The 18,438-nt window shown below is 66.2% G+C and carries 15 protein-coding genes; 6 read left to right on the top strand and 9 right to left on the bottom strand.

Going from position 1 to position 18,438, the window contains the following annotated elements; all coding sequences use genetic code 11:
• Positions 1–45 precede the first annotated feature (45 nt).
• The 3 genes from ACI0FO_RS06020 to ACI0FO_RS06010 all read right to left on the bottom strand — a co-directional run bounded on the left by ACI0FO_RS06020 (position 46) and on the right by ACI0FO_RS06010 (position 3,287).
• Positions 46–1,434, bottom strand: a complete 1,389-nt coding sequence (locus tag ACI0FO_RS06020; RefSeq protein ID WP_416024946.1) for a tripartite tricarboxylate transporter permease — start codon at positions 1,432–1,434, stop codon at positions 46–48.
• Positions 1,431–1,919: a hypothetical protein gene (locus ACI0FO_RS06015; protein WP_416024945.1), complete on the bottom strand. Its 489-nt coding sequence runs from the start codon at positions 1,917–1,919 to the stop codon at positions 1,431–1,433. Before ACI0FO_RS06015 ends, ACI0FO_RS06020 begins: the two co-directional genes overlap by 4 nt.
• 78 nt (positions 1,920–1,997) lie before the next feature.
• On the bottom strand, positions 1,998–3,287 hold the full coding sequence (locus ACI0FO_RS06010) for a hydroxymethylglutaryl-CoA reductase, degradative (RefSeq protein WP_416025667.1): 1,290 nt from the start codon (positions 3,285–3,287) through the stop codon (positions 1,998–2,000).
• 131 nt (positions 3,288–3,418) lie between these two features.
• Between ACI0FO_RS06010 and ACI0FO_RS06005 the strand changes: the two genes are divergently transcribed.
• Entirely contained in the window at positions 3,419–4,837 is a 1,419-nt protein-coding gene (locus ACI0FO_RS06005; protein WP_416024944.1) for a PLP-dependent aminotransferase family protein, read from the top strand.
• Here the strand turns inward: ACI0FO_RS06005 and ACI0FO_RS06000 are convergent.
• From ACI0FO_RS06000 to ACI0FO_RS05980, 5 genes are all read right to left on the bottom strand, one after another.
• Positions 4,828–5,622, bottom strand: coding sequence for an anaerobic ribonucleoside-triphosphate reductase activating protein (locus tag ACI0FO_RS06000; RefSeq protein ID WP_416024943.1), 795 nt, complete (start codon positions 5,620–5,622; stop codon positions 4,828–4,830). The genes ACI0FO_RS06005 and ACI0FO_RS06000 overlap by 10 nt on opposite strands.
• Positions 5,588–5,770: an anaerobic ribonucleoside-triphosphate reductase gene (nrdD, locus tag ACI0FO_RS05995; RefSeq protein ID WP_416024942.1), complete on the bottom strand. Its 183-nt coding sequence runs from the start codon at positions 5,768–5,770 to the stop codon at positions 5,588–5,590. Before nrdD ends, ACI0FO_RS06000 begins: the two co-directional genes overlap by 35 nt.
• Positions 5,771–5,821: 51 nt before the next feature.
• Positions 5,822–7,816, bottom strand: a complete 1,995-nt coding sequence (locus ACI0FO_RS05990; RefSeq protein WP_416024940.1) for a ribonucleoside triphosphate reductase — start codon at positions 7,814–7,816, stop codon at positions 5,822–5,824.
• 145 nt (positions 7,817–7,961) lie between these two features.
• The gene (locus ACI0FO_RS05985; RefSeq protein ID WP_416024938.1) at positions 7,962–8,312 is read right to left on the bottom strand and encodes a DUF3325 domain-containing protein; all 351 of its coding nucleotides are present in this window, start codon (positions 8,310–8,312) and stop codon (positions 7,962–7,964) included.
• On the bottom strand, positions 8,309–9,919 hold the full coding sequence (locus tag ACI0FO_RS05980; protein ID WP_416024936.1) for a PepSY-associated TM helix domain-containing protein: 1,611 nt from the start codon (positions 9,917–9,919) through the stop codon (positions 8,309–8,311). Before ACI0FO_RS05980 ends, ACI0FO_RS05985 begins: the two co-directional genes overlap by 4 nt.
• Before the next feature lie 263 nt (positions 9,920–10,182).
• On the opposite strand from ACI0FO_RS05980, the gene ACI0FO_RS05975 reads away from it, so the two are divergent.
• From ACI0FO_RS05975 to ACI0FO_RS05955, 5 genes are all read left to right on the top strand, one after another.
• The gene (locus ACI0FO_RS05975; RefSeq protein WP_416024934.1) at positions 10,183–10,797 is read left to right on the top strand and encodes a hypothetical protein; all 615 of its coding nucleotides are present in this window, start codon (positions 10,183–10,185) and stop codon (positions 10,795–10,797) included.
• 10 nt (positions 10,798–10,807) lie between these two features.
• Positions 10,808–13,234, top strand: a complete 2,427-nt coding sequence (locus ACI0FO_RS05970; RefSeq protein ID WP_416024932.1) for a catalase — start codon at positions 10,808–10,810, stop codon at positions 13,232–13,234.
• 123 nt (positions 13,235–13,357) lie between these two features.
• Positions 13,358–13,885 (top strand): sigma-70 family RNA polymerase sigma factor, encoded by a 528-nt coding sequence (locus tag ACI0FO_RS05965; RefSeq protein ID WP_416024931.1) that lies wholly within the window; start codon positions 13,358–13,360, stop codon positions 13,883–13,885.
• Positions 13,886–13,890: 5 nt separating this feature from the next.
• Complete coding sequence (locus ACI0FO_RS05960) at positions 13,891–14,853, top strand: FecR domain-containing protein (protein ID WP_416024929.1); 963 nt, start codon at positions 13,891–13,893, stop codon at positions 14,851–14,853.
• An 88-nt stretch (positions 14,854–14,941) separates the two neighbouring features.
• Positions 14,942–17,389, top strand: coding sequence for a TonB-dependent siderophore receptor (locus tag ACI0FO_RS05955; RefSeq protein ID WP_416024927.1), 2,448 nt, complete (start codon positions 14,942–14,944; stop codon positions 17,387–17,389).
• A gap of 55 nt (positions 17,390–17,444) precedes the next feature.
• Here ACI0FO_RS05955 and ACI0FO_RS05950 read toward each other — a convergent pair whose 3' ends face one another.
• Positions 17,445–18,425 (bottom strand): Bug family tripartite tricarboxylate transporter substrate binding protein, encoded by a 981-nt coding sequence (locus tag ACI0FO_RS05950; RefSeq protein WP_416024925.1) that lies wholly within the window; start codon positions 18,423–18,425, stop codon positions 17,445–17,447.
• Between the last annotated feature and the right edge of the window lie 13 nt (positions 18,426–18,438).

Here is an 18,438-nt window from a genome sequence, read left to right as displayed (position 1 = left end):
GGCGGGGCGCCTTGCCCCGCCGGATCCGTCACTGTTATTTGCCGCCTACGCCATCAGCTTGACGATGGCCGGCACCGACAGCACGGCCGTGTAATAGCCCATGAACTGCACGCCGGTGTTGAAGCCGAACTTGCGCGAAAGCAGGCCGCCGAACAGGCCCATCGTCAGGATGACCAGCAGGCCCAGGAACTGGCCTTCCCAAACACTGATCACGATAATCAGGCCGACGAAGGTGGCGATGATGGCTTCGTGGCTGACCTTGCGCGACACGAACAGCGCGGCGCGGCGCGCGAAGTTCATCGCAAAGGGATAAGAGACCAGCGCGGCCAGCAGCACCGCCAGCATGCCGTAGCCCAGGAATTCCCAGTGGTTCAGCAGATTGTGCAGGTTGTGCGTCTGGCCCGTGGCGGCGTCGACCGTGAAGCGCGGCGGCGCGTTGAACAGCGGCGCCGCAGGGCCGGCGGCCACCGGGCTCAGCGGCAGGCCGAACGCGATCAGCGGGATCAAGGCTTCAGCGATATAGGTGGCTTCGGTGACGCCGTTGCGCGCCGACAGGACCGTTGTCAGGCGATGGTAGGCGTGCTTGATGCGCGAACCGACCAGTTCGCCCAGCACCACGGTCATGGCGACGGGGCTGAACACGAAGGTGGCGCTGGAAATCGCGGCCGTGGCCAGCGTCCATCGGGTCTGCGTGCGGTCCATCACTTTCAGCGGGTTCGGAAAGTAACCCGACCAGCTCTTGACGTCCGGCGCCAGCGAAAACGTGCGCACCTTGTCGCGCATCATCTGGGCGCGGCCCATGGGCGAGACGACCGTGAACAGGTCCGCGATCAACGGGCCGATGGCGATGCCCAGGAAATAGCTGATGCTGAGCTTGACGCCGTATTTGGCCGTGAGGCTTTGCAGCGCGATGATGACCACCACGAAAGGCACCAGCAGCGCCACGGCGGCCCAGCGTCCGGCCGAGAAGTAGGCGATCAGCACGGCCGCGGCCAGGAAGATCCACGGCGCGGATTTTGTGATGGCCGCGCCGAACGGCGCCAGCAACACGGCGAACAGCACCGCCAGCGGCACCGCGACGAAGGCGGCGACGATGGCGCCGGACACCATCTTGCGCAATGCGATGTGCGGCACGCCCAGCTTGCGCAGCATGTTCGCGTCCTGCAGCAGCGGCGTGGCCAGCGTGTCGCCCGGTATGCCCAGCAATGCCGTGGGCACCGCGTGCGTCATGTGCTTGGCTACCGCGCCGGCCAGGAAGAAGGTGAACACGCCCGCAGGCGGCACGCCCAGCAGCACCACCAGCAGGGTCAGCGGGGCCAGCGTCGTGGTTTCATCGGTTCCCGACACCAGGCCGATCGCGGCGAACACCACCGCACCCAGCAGCCCCATCGCGGCGGCCACCATGATTTGTTCAAGCAGGGCAGGGTCGCTCATGCCAAGGCCTCCTTGGTTGTGCCTTGCGGGCGGACAGAGGGCGCAGGCGTGACGGCGGACGCGGCCGAGGGCGGTTCGGTGAACAGGTCGTACAGGTCAAGTTCCTTCAGTTCGCGCACGACCGCCTCGGGCAGGTCGGCCAACGTGCCCAGGCCGCCGGGCTGCTCGGCCAGTTCGGCCAGCACCTCTGCGCGCCAGGCGGGGTCATGCGTGGAGGTGTGTTCAATGACTTCGCGTTTGGGCGGGAACAGGCGCGCGCAGATCACGCCCGCGATTACGCAGCCGGCCAATCCGGCCAGCATGGCGTAGGCGTGCGCCAGCTCCGGCGAGGCGACCATGCCGCGCAGCCACCGGCTGGCGGCGTAGAAGCCGGCCACGCTGATCGTGATGCCGATGCCGATGGCCCACGCCAGCTGGCGCAGGTCGACGGTGTCGCTCCATACCTCGGCCAGGCGCCAGGACGGCGCCGGGGATTTTGCTTTCATGTCTCTCTCCGTTGTGGTCGGGCGGCGCCGGCGTTGCCGTGCGCCGCCTCTGTTCTTATAGGGCTTGGCCGGCCCGGCTTAACGCGACTGCCGCAGTTCCTCCAGCAAGGCCAGCGCGCGGTCGGTGCGGACGTCCTGCTCCGCCGCCATGCGCTTGGCGATGGTATCGATCTCGGCGCCCGAGGCCCCGGCCACCAGGGCGATGTTGCGGGCATGCAGCGCCATGTGGCCGCGCTGGATGCCTTCGGTCGCCAGCGCGCGCAACGCGCCCAGATTCTGCGCCAAGCCCACGGCGACGGCCACTTCGCCCAGTTCCAGCGCCGACCGCACGTCCATGATCTTCAGGGCCAGGCGGGCCAGCGGATGCGTCTTGGTCGCGCCGCCCACCAAGCCCACGGGCATTGGCATTTCAATCGTGCCCACCAGCGCGCCCGACGTGTCTTTTTCCCATTGCGTCAGCGAGGTGTAGCGGCCCGAACGCGCCGCGTAGGCGTGGGCGCCGGCCTCGACCGCGCGCCAATCGTTGCCGGTGGCCACGATGACAGGATCGATGCCGTTCATGATGCCTTTGTTGTGCGTCGCCGCGCGGTACGGGTCGACGGCGGCGAACGTGTAGGCATCGAGGACACCTTCGATGATGTCGGCGCCGCTGCGGTCCTTGGTGTCCAGCGCCTGGGGCGTCAAGCGAACGCGGGCGCGCGCCAGCCGCAGGTCGGCCAGATTGGACAGGATGCGCAGGCGCACCGAACCGCCCGTAATTTCCTCGACCAGCGGCGCGACGGCCTCGGCCATCGTGTTGACGGTGTTGGCGCCCATCGCGTCGCGCACATCCACGATCAGATGCAGGACGATCATCGGGCCGCGCGGCGTGTCGGCGAATACATGGACCTCCAGGTCCTGGCAGCCGCCGCCCAGCCCGATCAGCACCTTGTCGCGGCTGTTGGCCAGCGTCACGATGCGTTCGCGTTCGCGCAGCAGCGCCAGCCGCGCGCCATGCGGATCGGTCAGGCCCAGCACCTGGACCTGCGCGCGCATCAACGGACGGCTGCTGGAGGTTTCGAAGCCGCCGCATTCGCGAGCGAGCTTGGCCATGTAAGACGCTGCCGCCACGACGGACGGCTCTTCCACGGCCATCGGCACCAGCACATCGCGTCCATTGACCTGAAAGTTGCCGGCCACCCCCAGCGGCAGTTCGAACGCGCCGATGACGTTTTCGATCATGCCGTCGGCGCGGTCCAGGCCAAGCGCCCCGGGACGGGCCAGCAACTGCTGTTCTTCGGGGGTCAGCGAGGCGGCGTCCGCGATGGCGGCAAGGCGTTGCGCAGGCGTCAGCGCGCGGAAGTTGGGCAAGCGTGAATCGGCCACGATGGCAGGTCTCCGTATAGGTATCAAGTGGCCTGATTCTAGGTAAACTGTACCGCTATTGAGAGGTACAGTTTGGGCAAACAGTACCATCGCACTGCACCAATTTTTGGCCGGGATTCACGCATAGACGACGCATGCAACACGCAATCAAACCGGGCAGGCGGCCACGCGCCGCGCCGATCGCCGAAAGCCTGGCCAAGCTGATCGGCCAGCAGATCGCCGACGGCGTGTACCGCCCGGGCGACAAGCTGCCGTCTCTGCGAGAGTTATCGCAACTGCACCGGTACGCCAAGAACACCGTGGTCGTGGCGTTTGAAATGCTGGTGGCCCAGGGGCTGGTGGAACCGCGCCGGGGCGCCGGCTTCTATGTCCTGGACGGCGACTTCGCGCGCAAGGCCGTCGACGACGAGGCCGGGCAGTTGAGCCGGGCCATGGACATCGTCTGGTTGATGCGCGAACAACTCAAGACGCAGCCGGACGCGGTGCAGGCCGGCGACGGTTTCCCGCCCGTGGAGTGGCTGGCCGACATGCGCATGGACCGCTATCACCAGAAGGTGGTGCGCACGGGCCTGGGGGCGCTGTTCCGCTATGGCAGCCGCTTCGGCTACGCGCCGCTGCGCGAGAGCCTGGTTCGTAAACTGGGCGATGTGGGCGTGAATGTGGCACCGCCGCAATTGGTGCTGACGCATGGCGCGAACGAGGCCATGGACCTGGTCATTCGCTATTTCGTGCCGCCGGGCGCCACCGTGCTGGTCGACAACCCCGGTTACTACCCCTTGTTCGGCAAACTGAAACTGGCGGGCGTGCGCATGCTGGGCGTGCCGCGCCTGTCCGACGGGCCCGACGTGGTTGCGTTGGAAGCCTTGTTGCAACGCGAGAAGCCCCGGCTGTTTTTCACGCAGTCGCTGGCGCATAACCCCACGGGGTCCGATATCTCGCTGGCCAAGGCCTATAAGGTGCTGCAGCTGTCCGAACGCTACAACCTGATGGTGGTGGAAAACGACTCGCTGGCCGACTTCAAGCCTACCTCGGCGGTCCGGCTGTCGGCGCTGGACCAGTTGGAACGCACCATTTACATCGGCAGCTTCTCGAAATCGTTTTCGGCCGCGCTGCGGGTGGGTTTCATTGCCTGCAATGCGGCGCTGGCCAGCGACCTGGCCGACCTGAAAGCCCTGGTGCATGTCAGCAGTTCGGAATATTGCGAGCGCATGGTGGACGTGATGCTGCGCGACGGCCATTACGAGCGGCACTTGGTGCGGTTGCGTCAACGGCTGGAGGTTGCCACGGGCCACGCCCTGCAAGTGCTGGATTCGCTTGGGGCAGAGGTGTTTGCGCGCCCCACGAGTTCGCTTTATCTGTGGTCGGCCTTTCCTGGCGTGGACGATTCGCTGAAGCTCGCCGCGGACCTGATGCCAGAGAAGGTCATCATGGCGCCGGGCCGCGTATTCAGCGTGGACCCGACGGCCACATCCCCCTGGTCGCGGTGCAACGTCGGGGCGATTGGCTCGCCGCGTTTTTACCCGACGTTGGCGGCGGCGTTGGCTCAGCGGTAGGCGAATTCCGCAAACCACTGCGCCAGCATGGTTTGCGCCTGCGTGCTCAACGCGCGGACGGCTGGCGCGCCAGGCGAACTGCGCGCCCCTTGGACGGCGAAGCGTTGCACGCCGCGGCGGGCCAGCTCGCGGGCCAGCGTCAGCAGCCGCGTTTCGTCCAGCCAGTCAGGATGCCAGGTGATGCGGCATTCGAAATCCGTGCCGGCCGCCAGCAATTGCGTCAGGCACGCCAACGCGGGGCGCTGGGAATCGCGGCGGCCGGTGATGTCGTCGTAGCCCTGCGCGTCGGCTTTGATGTCCAGCCCCACCCAGTCCAGATGGCGCAGCACGTCGGCCAGGCGCAGGGGGTAGATGCCGGCCGTGTGCAGGCCCACGCGGTATCCCATGCGCCGCACGTCGCGGATCAGGGACGGAAGCCGGGGCTCGCTCAGGGGTTCGCCGCCCGAGAACACCACGGCATCCAGCAGGCCGGTGCGCGTTTCCAGGAAGGCCCGCGTTTCACGCCAGTCGTACCGGGCGGTGCGGGTTTGCAGTTCGGTGTTGTGGCAATAGTGGCAGCGCCAGGGGCAGCCCGAGATGAAGACGACGGCGGCCAACTGGCCCGGCCAATCCACGGTTGAAAAAGGCACCAGACCGCCGATCGCGGGCGAATGCCGCGGCAACGGTTGGGCGACGGGTTGGGGCGGCGCCGCGTAGGCCGGCCTGATGGCCAGCCTGCGCGTACCGGGTTCAGCGTGTTGAGGCGCGCCTTCAGGCGCGTTGCTCGACGAAGAAGCGGCGTTCATTGAATTCGCCTTGTTTGCCGGTGTTGAAGGAAGAGACGGGACGGTGGTAGCCCATCACTCGGGTCCAGACTTCGCAGCGCACGCGCTGGCTGTCGTCCAGTTGCAGAACGGGCGCGGCGGTGGCGGCGGGGACGGTCAAGGTTTGCATCGAGGACTCCTTGGGGTGAATGCCGGCCTTGGGCCGGCGGGGTGTCGCGCGCTAGGCAGGTGCGCAGCACGCGGATTGCTTGGCCAGCAATTCGGCGTCGCATTTGGGGCAGAACTCGTGATGGCCGGCCAGGTAACCGTGATTGGGGCAGATCGAAAACGTGGGCGTGACCGTGATGTAGGGCAGCCGGAAATTCGATAGGGCGCGGCGCACCAATTGCTTGCAGGCTTCGGCGGACGACACGGCTTCGTTCATGTACAGATGCAGCACGGTGCCGCCCGTGTACTTGCTTTGCAGGGTTTCCTGAAGCTGCAACGCATGGAAGGGGTCGTCGGTGTGGCCCACGGGCAACTGGCTGGAATTGGTGTAGTACGGCTGGGCGTCCGTGCCCGCTTGCAGAATGCCGGGATAGCGCTTCCTGTCCTCTCGGGCAAAGCGGTAGGTCGTGCCTTCGGCCGGCGTGGCCTCCAGGTTGTAGAGGTGGCCCGTTTGCTCCTGGAACTCCGTCATGCGGTCGCGCACGCGGTCCAGCAGGCGCACGGCCAGGGCGTGGCCTGCGGCCGTGGTGACGTCGTCGGCGCCGTTCGAGAAGTTGCGGATCATCTCGTTGATGCCGTTCACGCCCAGCGTGCTGAAGTGGTTGCGCAGCGTGCCCAGGTAGCGGCGGGTGTAGGGATACAGGCCTTGGTCGATGTAGCGCTGCACCACCTTGCGCTTGGTTTCCAGCACGTCGCGCCCCAGGCCCAGCAGCGTGTCCAGCCGTGCCATCAACCGCGCTTCGTCGCCTTGGCAGGTGTAGCCCAGGCGCGCGCAGTTCACCGTCACCACGCCGACCGAGCCCGTCTGTTCCGCCGATCCGAACAGGCCGTTGCCGCGCTTGAGCAGTTCACGCAAGTCCAGCTGCAGGCGGCAGCACATGGACCGCACCATATGGGGTTCCAGGTCCGAATTCAGGAAGTTCTGAAAGTAGGGCAGCCCGTAGCGCGCCGTCATCTCGAACAGGCGGTCGGCGTTGGGGTGATCCCAGTCGAAGTCGGGCGTGATGTTGTAGGTGGGAATCGGGAAGGTGAACACGCGCCCTTTGGCGTCGCCCGCCATCATCACTTCAATGTAGGCCCGGTTGATCATGTCCATTTCGGCTTGCAGGTCGCCGTAGTGGAACGGCATTTCCTGGCCGCCCACGTAAGGCACCTGTTCCTTCAGGTCCGCCGGGCAGGTCCAATCGAACGTCAGGTTGGTAAATGGCGTCTGTGTGCCCCAGCGGCTGGGCACGTTCAGGTTGAAGATCAGTTCCTGCATCGACTGCTTCACCTCGGCGTAGGTCATCGCGTCGCGGCGGATGAAGGGCGCCATGTAGGTGTCGAAGGAGCTGAACGCCTGCGCGCCCGCCCATTCGTTTTGCAGCGTGCCCAGGAAGTTGACGATCTGGCCGATGGCGGCCGACATGTGCTTGGGTGGGGTGGATTCCACCTTGCCCGGGATGCCGTTGAAGCCTTCGGTCAGCAATTGGCGCAGCGACCAGCCGGCGCAATAGCCGCTGAGCATGTCCAGGTCATGGATGTGGATGTCGCCGTCGCGGTGCGCTTGGCCGGCTTCGGGCGTGAAGACGTTGGACAGCCAGTAGTTGGCCGTGACTTTTCCGGCCACGTTCAGGATCAGGCCGCCCAGGCTGTAGCCCTGGTTCGCGTTGGCGTTGACGCGCCAGTCGCGCTGGTCCAGGTATTCCTCCATGGCGCTTTCCACGTCGACGAGCGTGTGGCGCAGCGCGCGCAGCCGGGCGTGTTGTTCGCGGTACACGATGTAGGCGCGGGCGGTGCGCCAGTGGCCCGCCTGGACCAGGGCCTCTTCGACCCGGTTCTGGATGGTTTCGACGCCGGGGCAGGGTTGGTCCGCCAGCGCGCCGATGACGGTGTCCGTCAGGGCCTGGGCGCCCGCCAGCTCCAACTCTCCGGTGCTGGTTCCGGCCGCCGCCATGGCATGCGCGATCTTGTCGCGGTCAAAGGCCGCGACGCGGCCGTCGCGCTTGAGGATGTGTTGGATGGGCATTATTGACACCATATGTAGTGGGGTATGAAAACTCTACCACCACATATGGTGCTATCGGTGCGCGGAATGCGCCCGATATCAGCCTGATTTGATACGGGTCAAACTGAGAAAAACGGACCCTGCAATGCGCAATGCACGGCAGGCGTCAGAAGCCGATGCCGATGCCAACCAACGAAATGGCCACGGCAAGGGCGGCCGTGCTGGCGGCCGGACGAGGCGCCCACGACAGCATGCCGACCCACAGCAGCGCGCCAGCAGAAAGCCAGCCCAGCCAGGCAACCACGCCCACGGTATTGCCCCACAGCCCCACGCAGGGAAGCAGGGCCAGCGCCAGCAGCAGCACGCCGGCGCCGCGCAGCACGCGCGTGTGGCCGGCCAACGGATCGCGGCCCCAGACCTGGTCGTAATGGCGCGGCATGGCCAGGCTCAGGCAGGCCATGCCGGAGTAGGTCAGCAGCAACGCCATCACAATGGCGAATACGTCGTTCATGTTCATGCCGCAATCTCTTGGTTCGCGCGGGGGGCGCGCTGGGCGGGCGCGGGCAGTGGCTTTTTCCACAAACGGATGGCCGCCCAGGCGGATAGTACGCCAAAGGCGACGGCCGTCAGTTCCACGCCGGCGCTTTCCCAGTCACCCCGCCCGATCTGCGCGAAGAGGTGATCGCCCAGGGCAATGAACGACATCAACGGCAGCAGCAGGCAAAGCGCGGCCAGCAGGCCCAACTGCAAGATCCACGCCTGGCGCGGGCGGCACAGCCAAGCCAACGCCAGCATCAGCACCCAGATACCGAAGAAGCCGCGCAGTTCCCACAGCACCCGGTTTTCAAGCGCGACGGGCAGCAGCCGGTTGGCCCAGAAGTAGCCCACGCATGCCACCGCCAGGCCGGCCAGCGCGGCCACGTTCAGGCCGTCGAACAGCCGATACATGCGCGCCGTGGCGGCGCCGAATTCACCACCCGCCTTGGCGCGCCGCTTCACCATGAAGAGCACGGCGCCCGTGGCCATCATGGCGGCGCCCGCCAGGCCGCAGACGAAATACAGCCACTGGATGGCCAAGCCGCCGAAGTGCGCCATGTGCAGGTCGCCCATCACCTGGCGCGTCCGGGCCGGCGCGCCGCCGTTGACGCCGCCCGCTGGCCGGCTGCGCAGCAGGTCGCCCGTGGCGCCCGAGAACTCGGCCATGCCCGTCGTGGCGCTGATATTGTGGAACGTGTCGCGATCTTCGTTCCAGCCGTAGACGGCGATCCGCATGGAGCTGTCTTCGGGATTGTTGATGACGATGGCGCGCGCGGTTTGGCCGATCAGTGCTTCCGCCTGGGCCACGATGGGCTCCAGCTTGGGTACCGCAAGCGGCAGGCCGGTGCGCTGCGCTTTGACTTCGCCCTGCATCTCGGCCAGATACAGGCGGGTGCCTTCCATCCCGGCGCCGTAGTGGGCGGCGACGGGCGCCGGCATCAGCGCGGCGCTGGAAATCACGATGCCGGTGTAGGCGATCATGAACTGGAAGGGCAAGGTCAGCACCGCGACCGCATTGTGCGCGTCCAGCCACGAACGCTGTCCCTTCTTCGCGCGGAACGTGAAGAAGTCCTTGAAGATGCGCTTGTGCGTGACCACGCCTGAAATCAGCGCGACCAGCATCGCCATGGTGGCGAACGCCACGATCCATAGGCCGAAGCGGCTTTCATGCAGCATGTAGTGGAAGTCCACGAAGTGGGTGCCGCCCATCGTGGCGCGGCCTTCCTCGTCGTGATGGTCGTTCATTTCGGCGCCGGTGGCCGGGTTCAGTTCAGCGTCGGCGTACTGCCCGTTCTGATCGAACCAGTAGACGGACAGGCTGTTCTCATGCAAACGGTTGACGGGCCAGATTTCCCACATTTCCGCGCCAGGGTGCTTTTGCCGCATGTAGTCGACCGCCAGCTCAAAGCGCCGGGCGCGGTCCACGGGCGCGCTTTCCTGCTGGGCGGCCAGGGCTTCGGCCGCATGGTGTTCGGGCGTCATCCAGTGGGTGATGGGTTCGGCGAACACAGCCAGCGAGCCAGTCAGGAATACCGCGAACAGCAGCCACGAGAACCACAGACCGACCCAGGTGTGCAACCAGGCCATGGATAGGCGGAAACCGGATTTCAGAGCGAGCCTCTTTTTTGTTGTTGCCGCCGCGAGTCGGGCGGATGCTGGTTTTATTGAGAATGGTTCCAATTCTATGCGAATTGGGGCCGGAGTTGCGATGCTAAGCATTCCGGGCGCCTTCCCATTTCCGGACAAGCGCGGGGCAATCGGGCATGGCGCTTGCTGAAGGGGCGCTTCATCCCGTCCGACCGTCCGCCCAGGCCGGAGGCGGTCGATGCCAATGAACGAGGAGCCTCGAGATGAAACGCAATGCCGGAAACACCAAGCAGATCAACGAACTGCTGTATCAGGCGCTGGAGACCGAGATCGGCGGTCTGTCGGTGTACGAAACCGCCGTGTCCTGTGCCATCAATGAAGACTTGAAGAAAGAATGGAAGGAATACCTGGAGGAAACGCGCACCCACCACCGTGTCCTTTTGACCGTGTTTGAACAACTGGGACTTGACCCCGAAACGCAATCGCCGGGCCGGGCAGTGGTGCGTCACCTGGGCGAGTCGCTGGTGAAAGCCATGAAGATGGCGATCAGCGAAGGGGACCCCGGCGCCGCGCAGTTGGTGGCGACCGAATGCGTGGTGTTGGCCGAAACCAAGGATCACGCGAATTGGTCGTTGATCGGCCTGATCGCTGACCAAGACAGCGGGCGCGAAGGCAAGATCCTGAAGCAGGCCTATGACGCCGTGGCGACCGACGAAGATCATCACCTGTATCACACGCAGGGCTGGTCGCGGGAATTGTGGGTGGAGTCTCTGGGCTTTCCTGCCGTGCTGCCCCCGCCCGAGGAGGTCAAGCAGGTGGAGTCCGCCATCGGCGCTTCGCGGGCCGAGCAGGCGCGCGACAAGATGCTGAAACACTAGGAGACCGGCCATGGCAACGAAGAAACCCGCGGGAAAAGCGCCAGCAGGATCGCCGCCTGCGCGCAAGACCGCCGCCGGCAAAGGCGGCGCGCTGGATACCGCCTATATGAATACCGATAGCGGTCCGGCCGCTGGCCCGGCCGGCAAGCCAGGCCACCCGGCGCTAAGGCGGGCCGCCGCGGTGGGCGACACGGCGGCGGCCATTCCCCACAACGCCGGCAAGGCGTCGGAGTACGGCGCCGATGCGGCGCGTTGCCCCGTCACGGGCACGCATGTCGCCGCCGCGGACCCCTCGGTGGGCGCTAGTACCTTGTCGGAAACCGAGGCCTCGGGCAAGACGGTCGATGCCGCTGCGGCCGGCGTCAACGCCGTGGGCGGTGAGCTGGCGCGGGTGCGCGCGGACGCCAGCGACCAGATGCTGACGACGAACCAGGGCGTGCGCGTTGCCGACAATCAGCATTCGCTGAAAGTCGGATTGCGCGGCCCGGCCTTGCTGAAAGACTTCATCCTGCGCGAGAAGATCACGCATTTCGACCACGAGCGCATCCCGGAGCGTATCGTGCATGCGCGCGGCTCGGCTGCGCATGGCTACTTTGAGTGCTACAAGCCGCTGACCGACCTGACGGCCGCCTCGTTGTTTGCCGAGCAAGGCAAGCGCACGCCGGTGTTCGTGCGGTTTTCGACCGTGGCGGGCGAACGCGGCTCCAAGGATACGGCGCGCGACGTGCGCGGCTTCGCGGTGAAGTTCTACACCGATGAAGGCAATTGGGACTTGGTGGGCAACAACATGCCGGTCTTTTTCATCCAGGACGCCATGAAGTTCCCGGACCTGGTGCATGCGGTGAAGACCGAGCCGCACCATGGCATGCCGCAGGCCGCGTCGGCCCACGACACCTTCTGGGACTTCGTGTCGCTGATGCCGGAGTCCACGCACATGTTGATGTGGCTGATGTCCGACCGCGCCATTCCGCGCAGCTACCGCATGATGCAGGGCTTTGGCGTGCATACGTTTCGCTTCGTCAATGCGCAGGGCGAGTCCCGCTTGGTGAAGTTCCATTGGAGTCCGGTGCTGGGCACGCATTCCCTGGTGTGGGACGAAGCGGTCAAGGTATCGGGTGCCGATCCCGACTTCCACCGGCGCGACCTGTGGGAAGCCATCGACGCCGGCAACGGCCCCGAATGGGAATTGGGCGTGCAGATTTTCACGGAAGAAGAGGCAGAGCGCTTCAGCTTCGATGTGCTGGACGCCACCAAGATCGTGCCCGAAGAACTGGTGCCGATCACGCCTATCGGGCGGATGGTGCTGGACCGCAATCCCGACAACTTCTTCGCCGAGACGGAACAGGTCGCCTTCTGCGCGGCGCATGTCGTGCCGGGGGTGGACTTTACCAACGACCCGTTGCTGGCCGGCCGCATCCATTCGTATGTGGACACGCAGATCTCGCGCCTGGGCGGCCCGAATTTCCACGAGATCCCCATCAATGCGCCGCTGGCCCCGGTGCACAACAACCAGCGCGACGGCATGCACCGCCAAACGATCCATCGGGGGCGCGTGTCGTATGAACCGAATTCGCTGGCGGGCGGTTGCCCGTTCCAGGCTGGCATGGATGGCTACGTGCCATTCCCGGAGCCGGTGGCGGGCGACGAATTGCGCGGCCATCCCGAGAAGTTCGCCGAGCACTACAACCAGGCCGCGCTGTTTTTCAATAGCCAGACGGATTGGGAGCAGCGGCACATCATCAGCGCTTTTGCCTTTGAACTCAGCAAGGTCACCGTGCCGGCTATCCGGCAGCGCATGGTGGCGTCGCTGCGCAACGTGTCGGACTCACTGGCCCAAGGCGTGGCGGAGCAGTTGGGCATGGTCTTGCCCGAGCCGCTGCCGCGCGCGGCCGCCCAGCCGCCCGCGCCCGAGGTCGAGATGTCGCCCGCACTGTCTCTGACCGCCAGGCCGGGTGACGGCGGCGTTGCCACGCGCAAGGTCGCCATCCTGGCCGCGGAAGGCGTGGACGGCGCGGCGGTGGCGGCCGTGGCCGATATGCTGATCCGGGCCGGCGTGGTGGTGCGGCTGGTGGGGCAGCGTATTGGCCCGGTGCAGGCCGAGGACGGCAGCACGTGGGATGCGGATGCCTCGCTGGACAATCATCCGTCCGGGCTGTTCGACGGCGCGGTCGTTCCGGGCGGCGTGGATGCCGTGGGACGGCTGCAGGCGGACGGGCGGGCACTGGAATTCCTGCGCGACGCTTTTCGCCACGGCAAGACGCTGATGGCGCTGGGGGCGGGTGCGACGCTGTTCGAGGCGGCGGGCATTGCGCCAGACGCACCGGACGGCGGGCTGTTGACGGGCAGCGGGACGCCCGCGAACAGCGCGGCCGAGTTCATTCAGGCGTTGGCCAAGCACCGGCATCCCGAACGGGAGACCGCGCCGCCCAGGGTGTAGGGCGAAGGGAGCGGGCGGCAAGGAACCGCCGCCAGAATGGGGATGACGGGCGATTGCCCGTCATCATCAATAATGATTACAATTCCCATTCTTAAAAAATCAGGAAGCGGTCGCGCTACGGCCATGTCGTCCTTGGATTCTCTGGAGCACCGCGAGCTGGGCTTGCTCTATCGCGATCATCATGGCTGGCTGCGCGGTTGGCTGCTGCGGCGGCTGGCCGTGCCCGCCGAAGCGGCCGACCTGGCGCAAGACACCTTTTTACGCCTGTTGGCTTCGCCTGCGTCCATGGCGCAGCTGCAAGGGGTGCGACAGCCGCGCAGCTTCCTGGCCACCGTGGCGCAACGCACGCTGGTGGACCACATCCGCCGGCAGGTATTGGAGCGCGCCTGGCTGGAAACGTTGGCGCAGCAGCCGGAAGCCCACGCGATCTCGCCTGAAACGCAAGCTATCCTGCTGGAAACCATCCGCGAGATCGACGCCATGCTGCACGGCCTGGGCGACAAAGTGCGGCGGGCTTTCCTGATGTCACAGCTGGAAGGCGCCAGTTATGCGGACATCGCGGCCAAGTTGGGCGTGACGGTCAGTTCGGTCAAGAAGTACATGGCCCGCGCGACCGAGCACTGCTTGGTCCACGCGTTGGAAAGGCAATAGCGGCGATGGCGAACAAGACAATCACTGCGGCGGCGCGATGGTACGCGCGCTTATGCGCCGACGACGTGGATCCGGCCGATGTGGCGGCGCATGGCCGTTGGCTGGCCGCCGACCCCGAACACGCCCGCATCTGGCGGCAGGTTGAGCGGCTGCGCGGCACATTGGGCGCGGCGCCCGCGCGTCTGGCCGCCGATACGCTCATCCGCGCAGACCAGCACTTCGCACGGCGGCGCGCCGTGTTGCGCAACGGTCTGGGGGCGGTAGCCCTGCTGGGGGCCGGGGGCGTGCTGGCGTGGCGGACCTTGCCTGTTGAGCGGCTGGCGGCCGGCTATCTGGCCGACTATCGCATGGGCGCGGGCGAACGGCGCGAACTGTTGCTGGCGGACGGCACCTTGCTGTGGCTGGACAGCGCAAGCGCGGTAGACGTCGCCATGGATGCGCAGGGGCGTCATGTGACCGTCCACGCGGGCGAGATCCTGATCGATACCGAGCATGCCGCCCCGGGCCTGCCGCCCCTGCGAGTGACGACGCTGCACGGCACGGTTCGGCCGCTGGGCACGCGCTTTACCGTCAACCGGCAGGCGGCGCACACGCGCGTCGCGGTGTTGCGGCATGCGGTCGAGCTGCTGCCCGCCAGCGGGGCGTCGCCACTGGTGCTGAACGCGGGCGAACAAGGCGTGCTGGAAGCGTCGGGCGTCCGCCATGAAGGCGTCATTCTGGGTGAACCCGACGCCTGGACCCGCGGCTTGCTGATCGTGGACGGCATGCGCCTGGGGGATTTCATCGCCCAACTGGACCGCTACCGTCCTGGCCGCCTTAGCTGTGAAGACGCGGTGGCGGGCCTGCGCGTGTCGGGCGCATTTCCCATCGACGACACCGACCGCGCGTTGGCGGCCGTGGAACGGGCGCTGCCCGTGCGCGTGTCGCGCTTTACCCGTTACTACACCCGGGTGATCGCCCGCGGCTGATTTATTTTCACTGGGCATTGTCCTTTTTCCGCGCTCGTCCGACTTAGCAAGGATTACGTCGGATTTGATTCACGGAAAACCTGAACTTATGCCTTTCAACATGTCCTTCCATCGCCATCCGGGGCCGCAGGCGCCCATCGCGCGCGCCGTCTTTGTCGCCTTGATGGCGCTTGCGTCGGCGCCGCCCGCGCTGGCGCAGGCGGTGCCGTCCACCGAGGCTGCCCGCCGCTACGAGGTTCCCGCCGGCCCGCTGGGCCTGGCGTTGAGCCGCTTTGCCGCGCAGGCGGGGGTGGTGCTGTCATTTGATGCCCAACTGACGCAAGGCAAGCAAAGCGCCGGTTTGCAAGGCGATTACGGCATCGCGTCGGGGCTGGCGGCCATGCTGTCGGGCACCGGGCTGGAGGCGGTCAGCCAAGGCGGCAACAATTACGGATTGCGCGTCGCCGGCGCGCAGACGCTTGCGCCCGTGGAAGTGCTGGGTTCGCGCGAGCCCGGGCCCAGCGAGGGGACGGATTCTTACACCGTGGGCCTGTCGACGACGGCCACCAAGCTGCCGATGACGCTGCGCGAGACACCGCAATCGGTGTCGGTGATGACGCGCCAGCGCTTATCCGACCAGGGGCTCAATACGCTGGAGGACGCCATCGCCAATACGCCTGGCCTGACCTTCAAGAAGAAGGGGTCGGCGGACGACAACGAGAAGGGCTTGTACGCCCGGGGCATGGAAATCACCAACATGCAGGTGGACGGCGTGCCCACGCACAAGGACTTCAATGCGCTGGGCCTGGATACCGCGCTGTATGACCGGATTGAAGTGGTGCGTGGTTCCACCGGGCTGCTGAACGGCGCTGGTAACCCCGCGGCCTCGATCAATCTGGTGCGCAAGCGGCCCACGCAGGAGTTCGAGGCCAGCGTGGGGGCGGCCGTCGGTTCGTGGGACTACAAGCGCACGGAATTCGACCTGGGCAGCCCGCTGGACGAAGCGGGCAAGCTGCGCGGCCGGCTGGTCGGCGCGTGGCAAGAGGGGGGGTCGTTCATCGACCGCGTCAAGCAGGATTCGCAACTGCTGTACGGCGTGGTCGAGGCGGACCTGGCCGAACGCACGTTGCTGACGTTGGGCGCGGAGTATCAACGCAAAAAGTGCACGGCATGCTCGTACTTCGGCTTTCCCGCCGCGTATGCCGACGGCACGAAGACGGATTTCCCGCAGCGCTTCAATTCGGCCACCGACTGGAGCCGCCAGGATCGCACGCGCTACAACGTGTTCGCAACGCTGGACCACGAGTTCGCGCCGTTGTGGAAGGGCTCGGTGACCGTGTCCCGCACGGGCGACGACAACGACCGCACCTACGGCTGGTTCAGCAGCAATGGCTGGGCGGATCCGTCGACGGGCGCGGGCGCGTCGGTGTGGGTGGCGAAATGGCCTATCCCGAAAACCCAGAACGCCGTCGACGCCAGCCTGACGGGCGCGTTCGATGCCTTTGGCCGCCAGCACGATCTGGTGGTGGGCGCCAATGCGTCGCGCACCCGGGGCGACTACGACATGTATCCGCTTTGGACGGCCCCGGGCTATAACGCGAAGATTCCCGACATCCGCCAGTGGAATGGCGACATGCCCGAACCGGACTGGCAGTCGACCGGCAAGCGTTACTACACCGAAAAACAGGCGTCGATCTATGGCGCGTTGCGCCTGCGTCCCACCGACGCGCTGTCGCTGGTGTTGGGCTCACGCGTGACGTGGTGGGACCAGCAGGCGTCCTACAACTACAACGATGGGTCGTCCTATCCGGACAATATGCGCGAACAGGGCGTCTACACCCCGTATGCCGGCGTGGTCTACGACCTGACCAGCACGGTGTCCGCCTACGCCAGCTACACCAGCATCTTCCAGCCGCAACAGGCGCAAAGCGTCACCGGCAGCGTGCTTGAACCCATCAAGGGCAATACCTATGAGATCGGTCTGAAGTCGGCCTTTCTGGATGGCCGCTTGAACGGGTCCGTGGCCTTGTTCCGGACGCGCCAGGACAACTACGCGATGGTGGACGGCGACCGGCTGGCGCCGAACGGCGATAGCGCTTACGTTGCCGCCGACGGTGCGGTGATGCGCGGCGTGGAAGCCGAGATTACCGGCGAACTGACGCCAGGCTGGCAGATGCAGCTGTCCTATGCCTACGTGGACCGCCGCTTGCCGCAGGGCTTCATCACGCAAGTCGGGCTGCCGCGCCACATTGCCAAGCTGTACACCACGTACCGCCTGCCGGGGGATCTAAGCGCCCTGACCGTGGGCGGCGGAGTGCGCTGGGAGAGCGGCACCGAGTATTCCAGCCGAGGCCCGGGCGGGCAGCCGTTCCAGTCGTCGCAAAGCGGGTACGCGCTGGTTGATTTGATGGCGCGCTACCAGTTCAGCCGCCAGTGGTCGGCGACGTTGAATCTGAACAACATTTTCGACAAGAAGTACTACGCCAGCACCAACGTCTACAGCAACTACTATGGCGCGCCGTTCAGCGCCATGCTGGGCGTGAACTACAAGTATTGATCGGCCCCACGCAACTGGCCGCGTCGCATGTCCATGCGCCGCGGCCAGTTGCCGTTCAGTCGAGCGCGATGTTCGCGCGCTTGGCCACCGCGCCGAACGTGCGCAGTTCACGGGCGATCTGTTCGTGGAACGCCTGGCCCGGCAGGTACACGGGTTCCAGCGCCAGGTCCGACACTGCCTTGCGCACCTGCGGATCTTCCATGATCTTGGCGACCGCGCGGTTCAGGGTGTCGATAACCGGCGCGGGCGTGCGGGCCGGTGCGGCCAACGCGTACCAACCGACGAAGGACACCTCGGGAATGCCCGCTTCGGTGAAGGTGGGCACGTCCGGCAACTGCGGCACGCGATGCTCGCCCGTGACGGCCAGCGCGCGGACCTTGCCGGCGCGCACCTGCGGCGCGGCCGACGATACCGTATCGACGCCCAGCGCGACCTCGCCGCCGATCAGTGCGGTAATCAATTGCGCGCTGCCCTTGTAGGGCACGGGCGTCATCTTCGCGCCAACGGCTTCGGCGAACATTTCGCCGGCCAGGTGCGGCGCGGAGCCAGGTCCGAAGGTGCCGTACATCAGGCCGCCCTTGTCGCTTTGGCGCTTGGCCAGCGCGGCCGCTTCCTGCACGGTGCTGACCGCCAGCCCATTCTGCGCCAGCAGCACGACCGGGGCCATGGCGACGATGGCGATCGGTTCGTAGCTGTTGATCGGGTCATAGGGCAACTTGGAGTTCAAGGCCGGCAATACCGTATAGGTGGTGCTGCCCGACAGCAGCAGCGTGTAGCCGTCGGGTTGCGCGCGCGCCACCGCGTCGGCGCCGATCACGGTGGACGCCCCGGGGCGGTTTTCCACGATCACGGATTGCCCCAGGCTGCCCGACAGGCGGTTGGCCAGCAGCCGGGCCACCGTGTCCGTGGCGCCGCCTGGCGTGAACGGCACGACGATCTTGATCGGCTGTTCGGGGTACGCGGCGTGGACCTCGCCCGCATAGGCGGCGACGGCAAGGTTGAACGCCATCACGGCGGCACAAAATCTAGCGGTCATGGAAAAGCTCTCG

This window comes from Achromobacter marplatensis (assembly GCF_049060505.1).
Taxonomy (GTDB): Bacteria; Pseudomonadota; Gammaproteobacteria; order Burkholderiales; family Burkholderiaceae_B; genus Achromobacter; species Achromobacter marplatensis_A.
Note: the sequence above shows the minus strand (reverse complement) of the source record. Positions and strands in the feature narration are given on the sequence as shown.

Excerpts from the sequence above, each read along its gene's own strand:
- ACI0FO_RS06020 (WP_416024946.1), bottom strand. The coding sequence starts at position 1,434 with ATGAGCGACCCTGCCCTGCTTGAACAAATCATGGTGGCCGCCGCGATG.
- ACI0FO_RS06015 (WP_416024945.1), bottom strand. The coding sequence starts at position 1,919 with ATGAAAGCAAAATCCCCGGCGCCGTCCTGGCGCCTGGCCGAGGTATGG.
- ACI0FO_RS06005 (WP_416024944.1), top strand. The coding sequence starts at position 3,419 with ATGCAACACGCAATCAAACCGGGCAGGCGGCCACGCGCCGCGCCGATC.
- ACI0FO_RS06000 (WP_416024943.1), bottom strand. The coding sequence starts at position 5,622 with ATGAACGCCGCTTCTTCGTCGAGCAACGCGCCTGAAGGCGCGCCTCAA.
- nrdD (WP_416024942.1), bottom strand. The coding sequence starts at position 5,770 with ATGCAAACCTTGACCGTCCCCGCCGCCACCGCCGCGCCCGTTCTGCAA.
- ACI0FO_RS05990 (WP_416024940.1), bottom strand. The coding sequence starts at position 7,816 with ATGCCCATCCAACACATCCTCAAGCGCGACGGCCGCGTCGCGGCCTTT.
- ACI0FO_RS05985 (WP_416024938.1), bottom strand. The coding sequence starts at position 8,312 with ATGAACATGAACGACGTATTCGCCATTGTGATGGCGTTGCTGCTGACC.
- ACI0FO_RS05980 (WP_416024936.1), bottom strand. The coding sequence starts at position 9,919 with ATGGCCTGGTTGCACACCTGGGTCGGTCTGTGGTTCTCGTGGCTGCTG.
- ACI0FO_RS05975 (WP_416024934.1), top strand. The coding sequence starts at position 10,183 with ATGAAACGCAATGCCGGAAACACCAAGCAGATCAACGAACTGCTGTAT.
- ACI0FO_RS05970 (WP_416024932.1), top strand. The coding sequence starts at position 10,808 with ATGGCAACGAAGAAACCCGCGGGAAAAGCGCCAGCAGGATCGCCGCCT.
- ACI0FO_RS05965 (WP_416024931.1), top strand. The coding sequence starts at position 13,358 with ATGTCGTCCTTGGATTCTCTGGAGCACCGCGAGCTGGGCTTGCTCTAT.
- ACI0FO_RS05960 (WP_416024929.1), top strand. The coding sequence starts at position 13,891 with ATGGCGAACAAGACAATCACTGCGGCGGCGCGATGGTACGCGCGCTTA.
- ACI0FO_RS05955 (WP_416024927.1), top strand. The coding sequence starts at position 14,942 with ATGCCTTTCAACATGTCCTTCCATCGCCATCCGGGGCCGCAGGCGCCC.
- ACI0FO_RS05950 (WP_416024925.1), bottom strand. The coding sequence starts at position 18,425 with ATGACCGCTAGATTTTGTGCCGCCGTGATGGCGTTCAACCTTGCCGTC.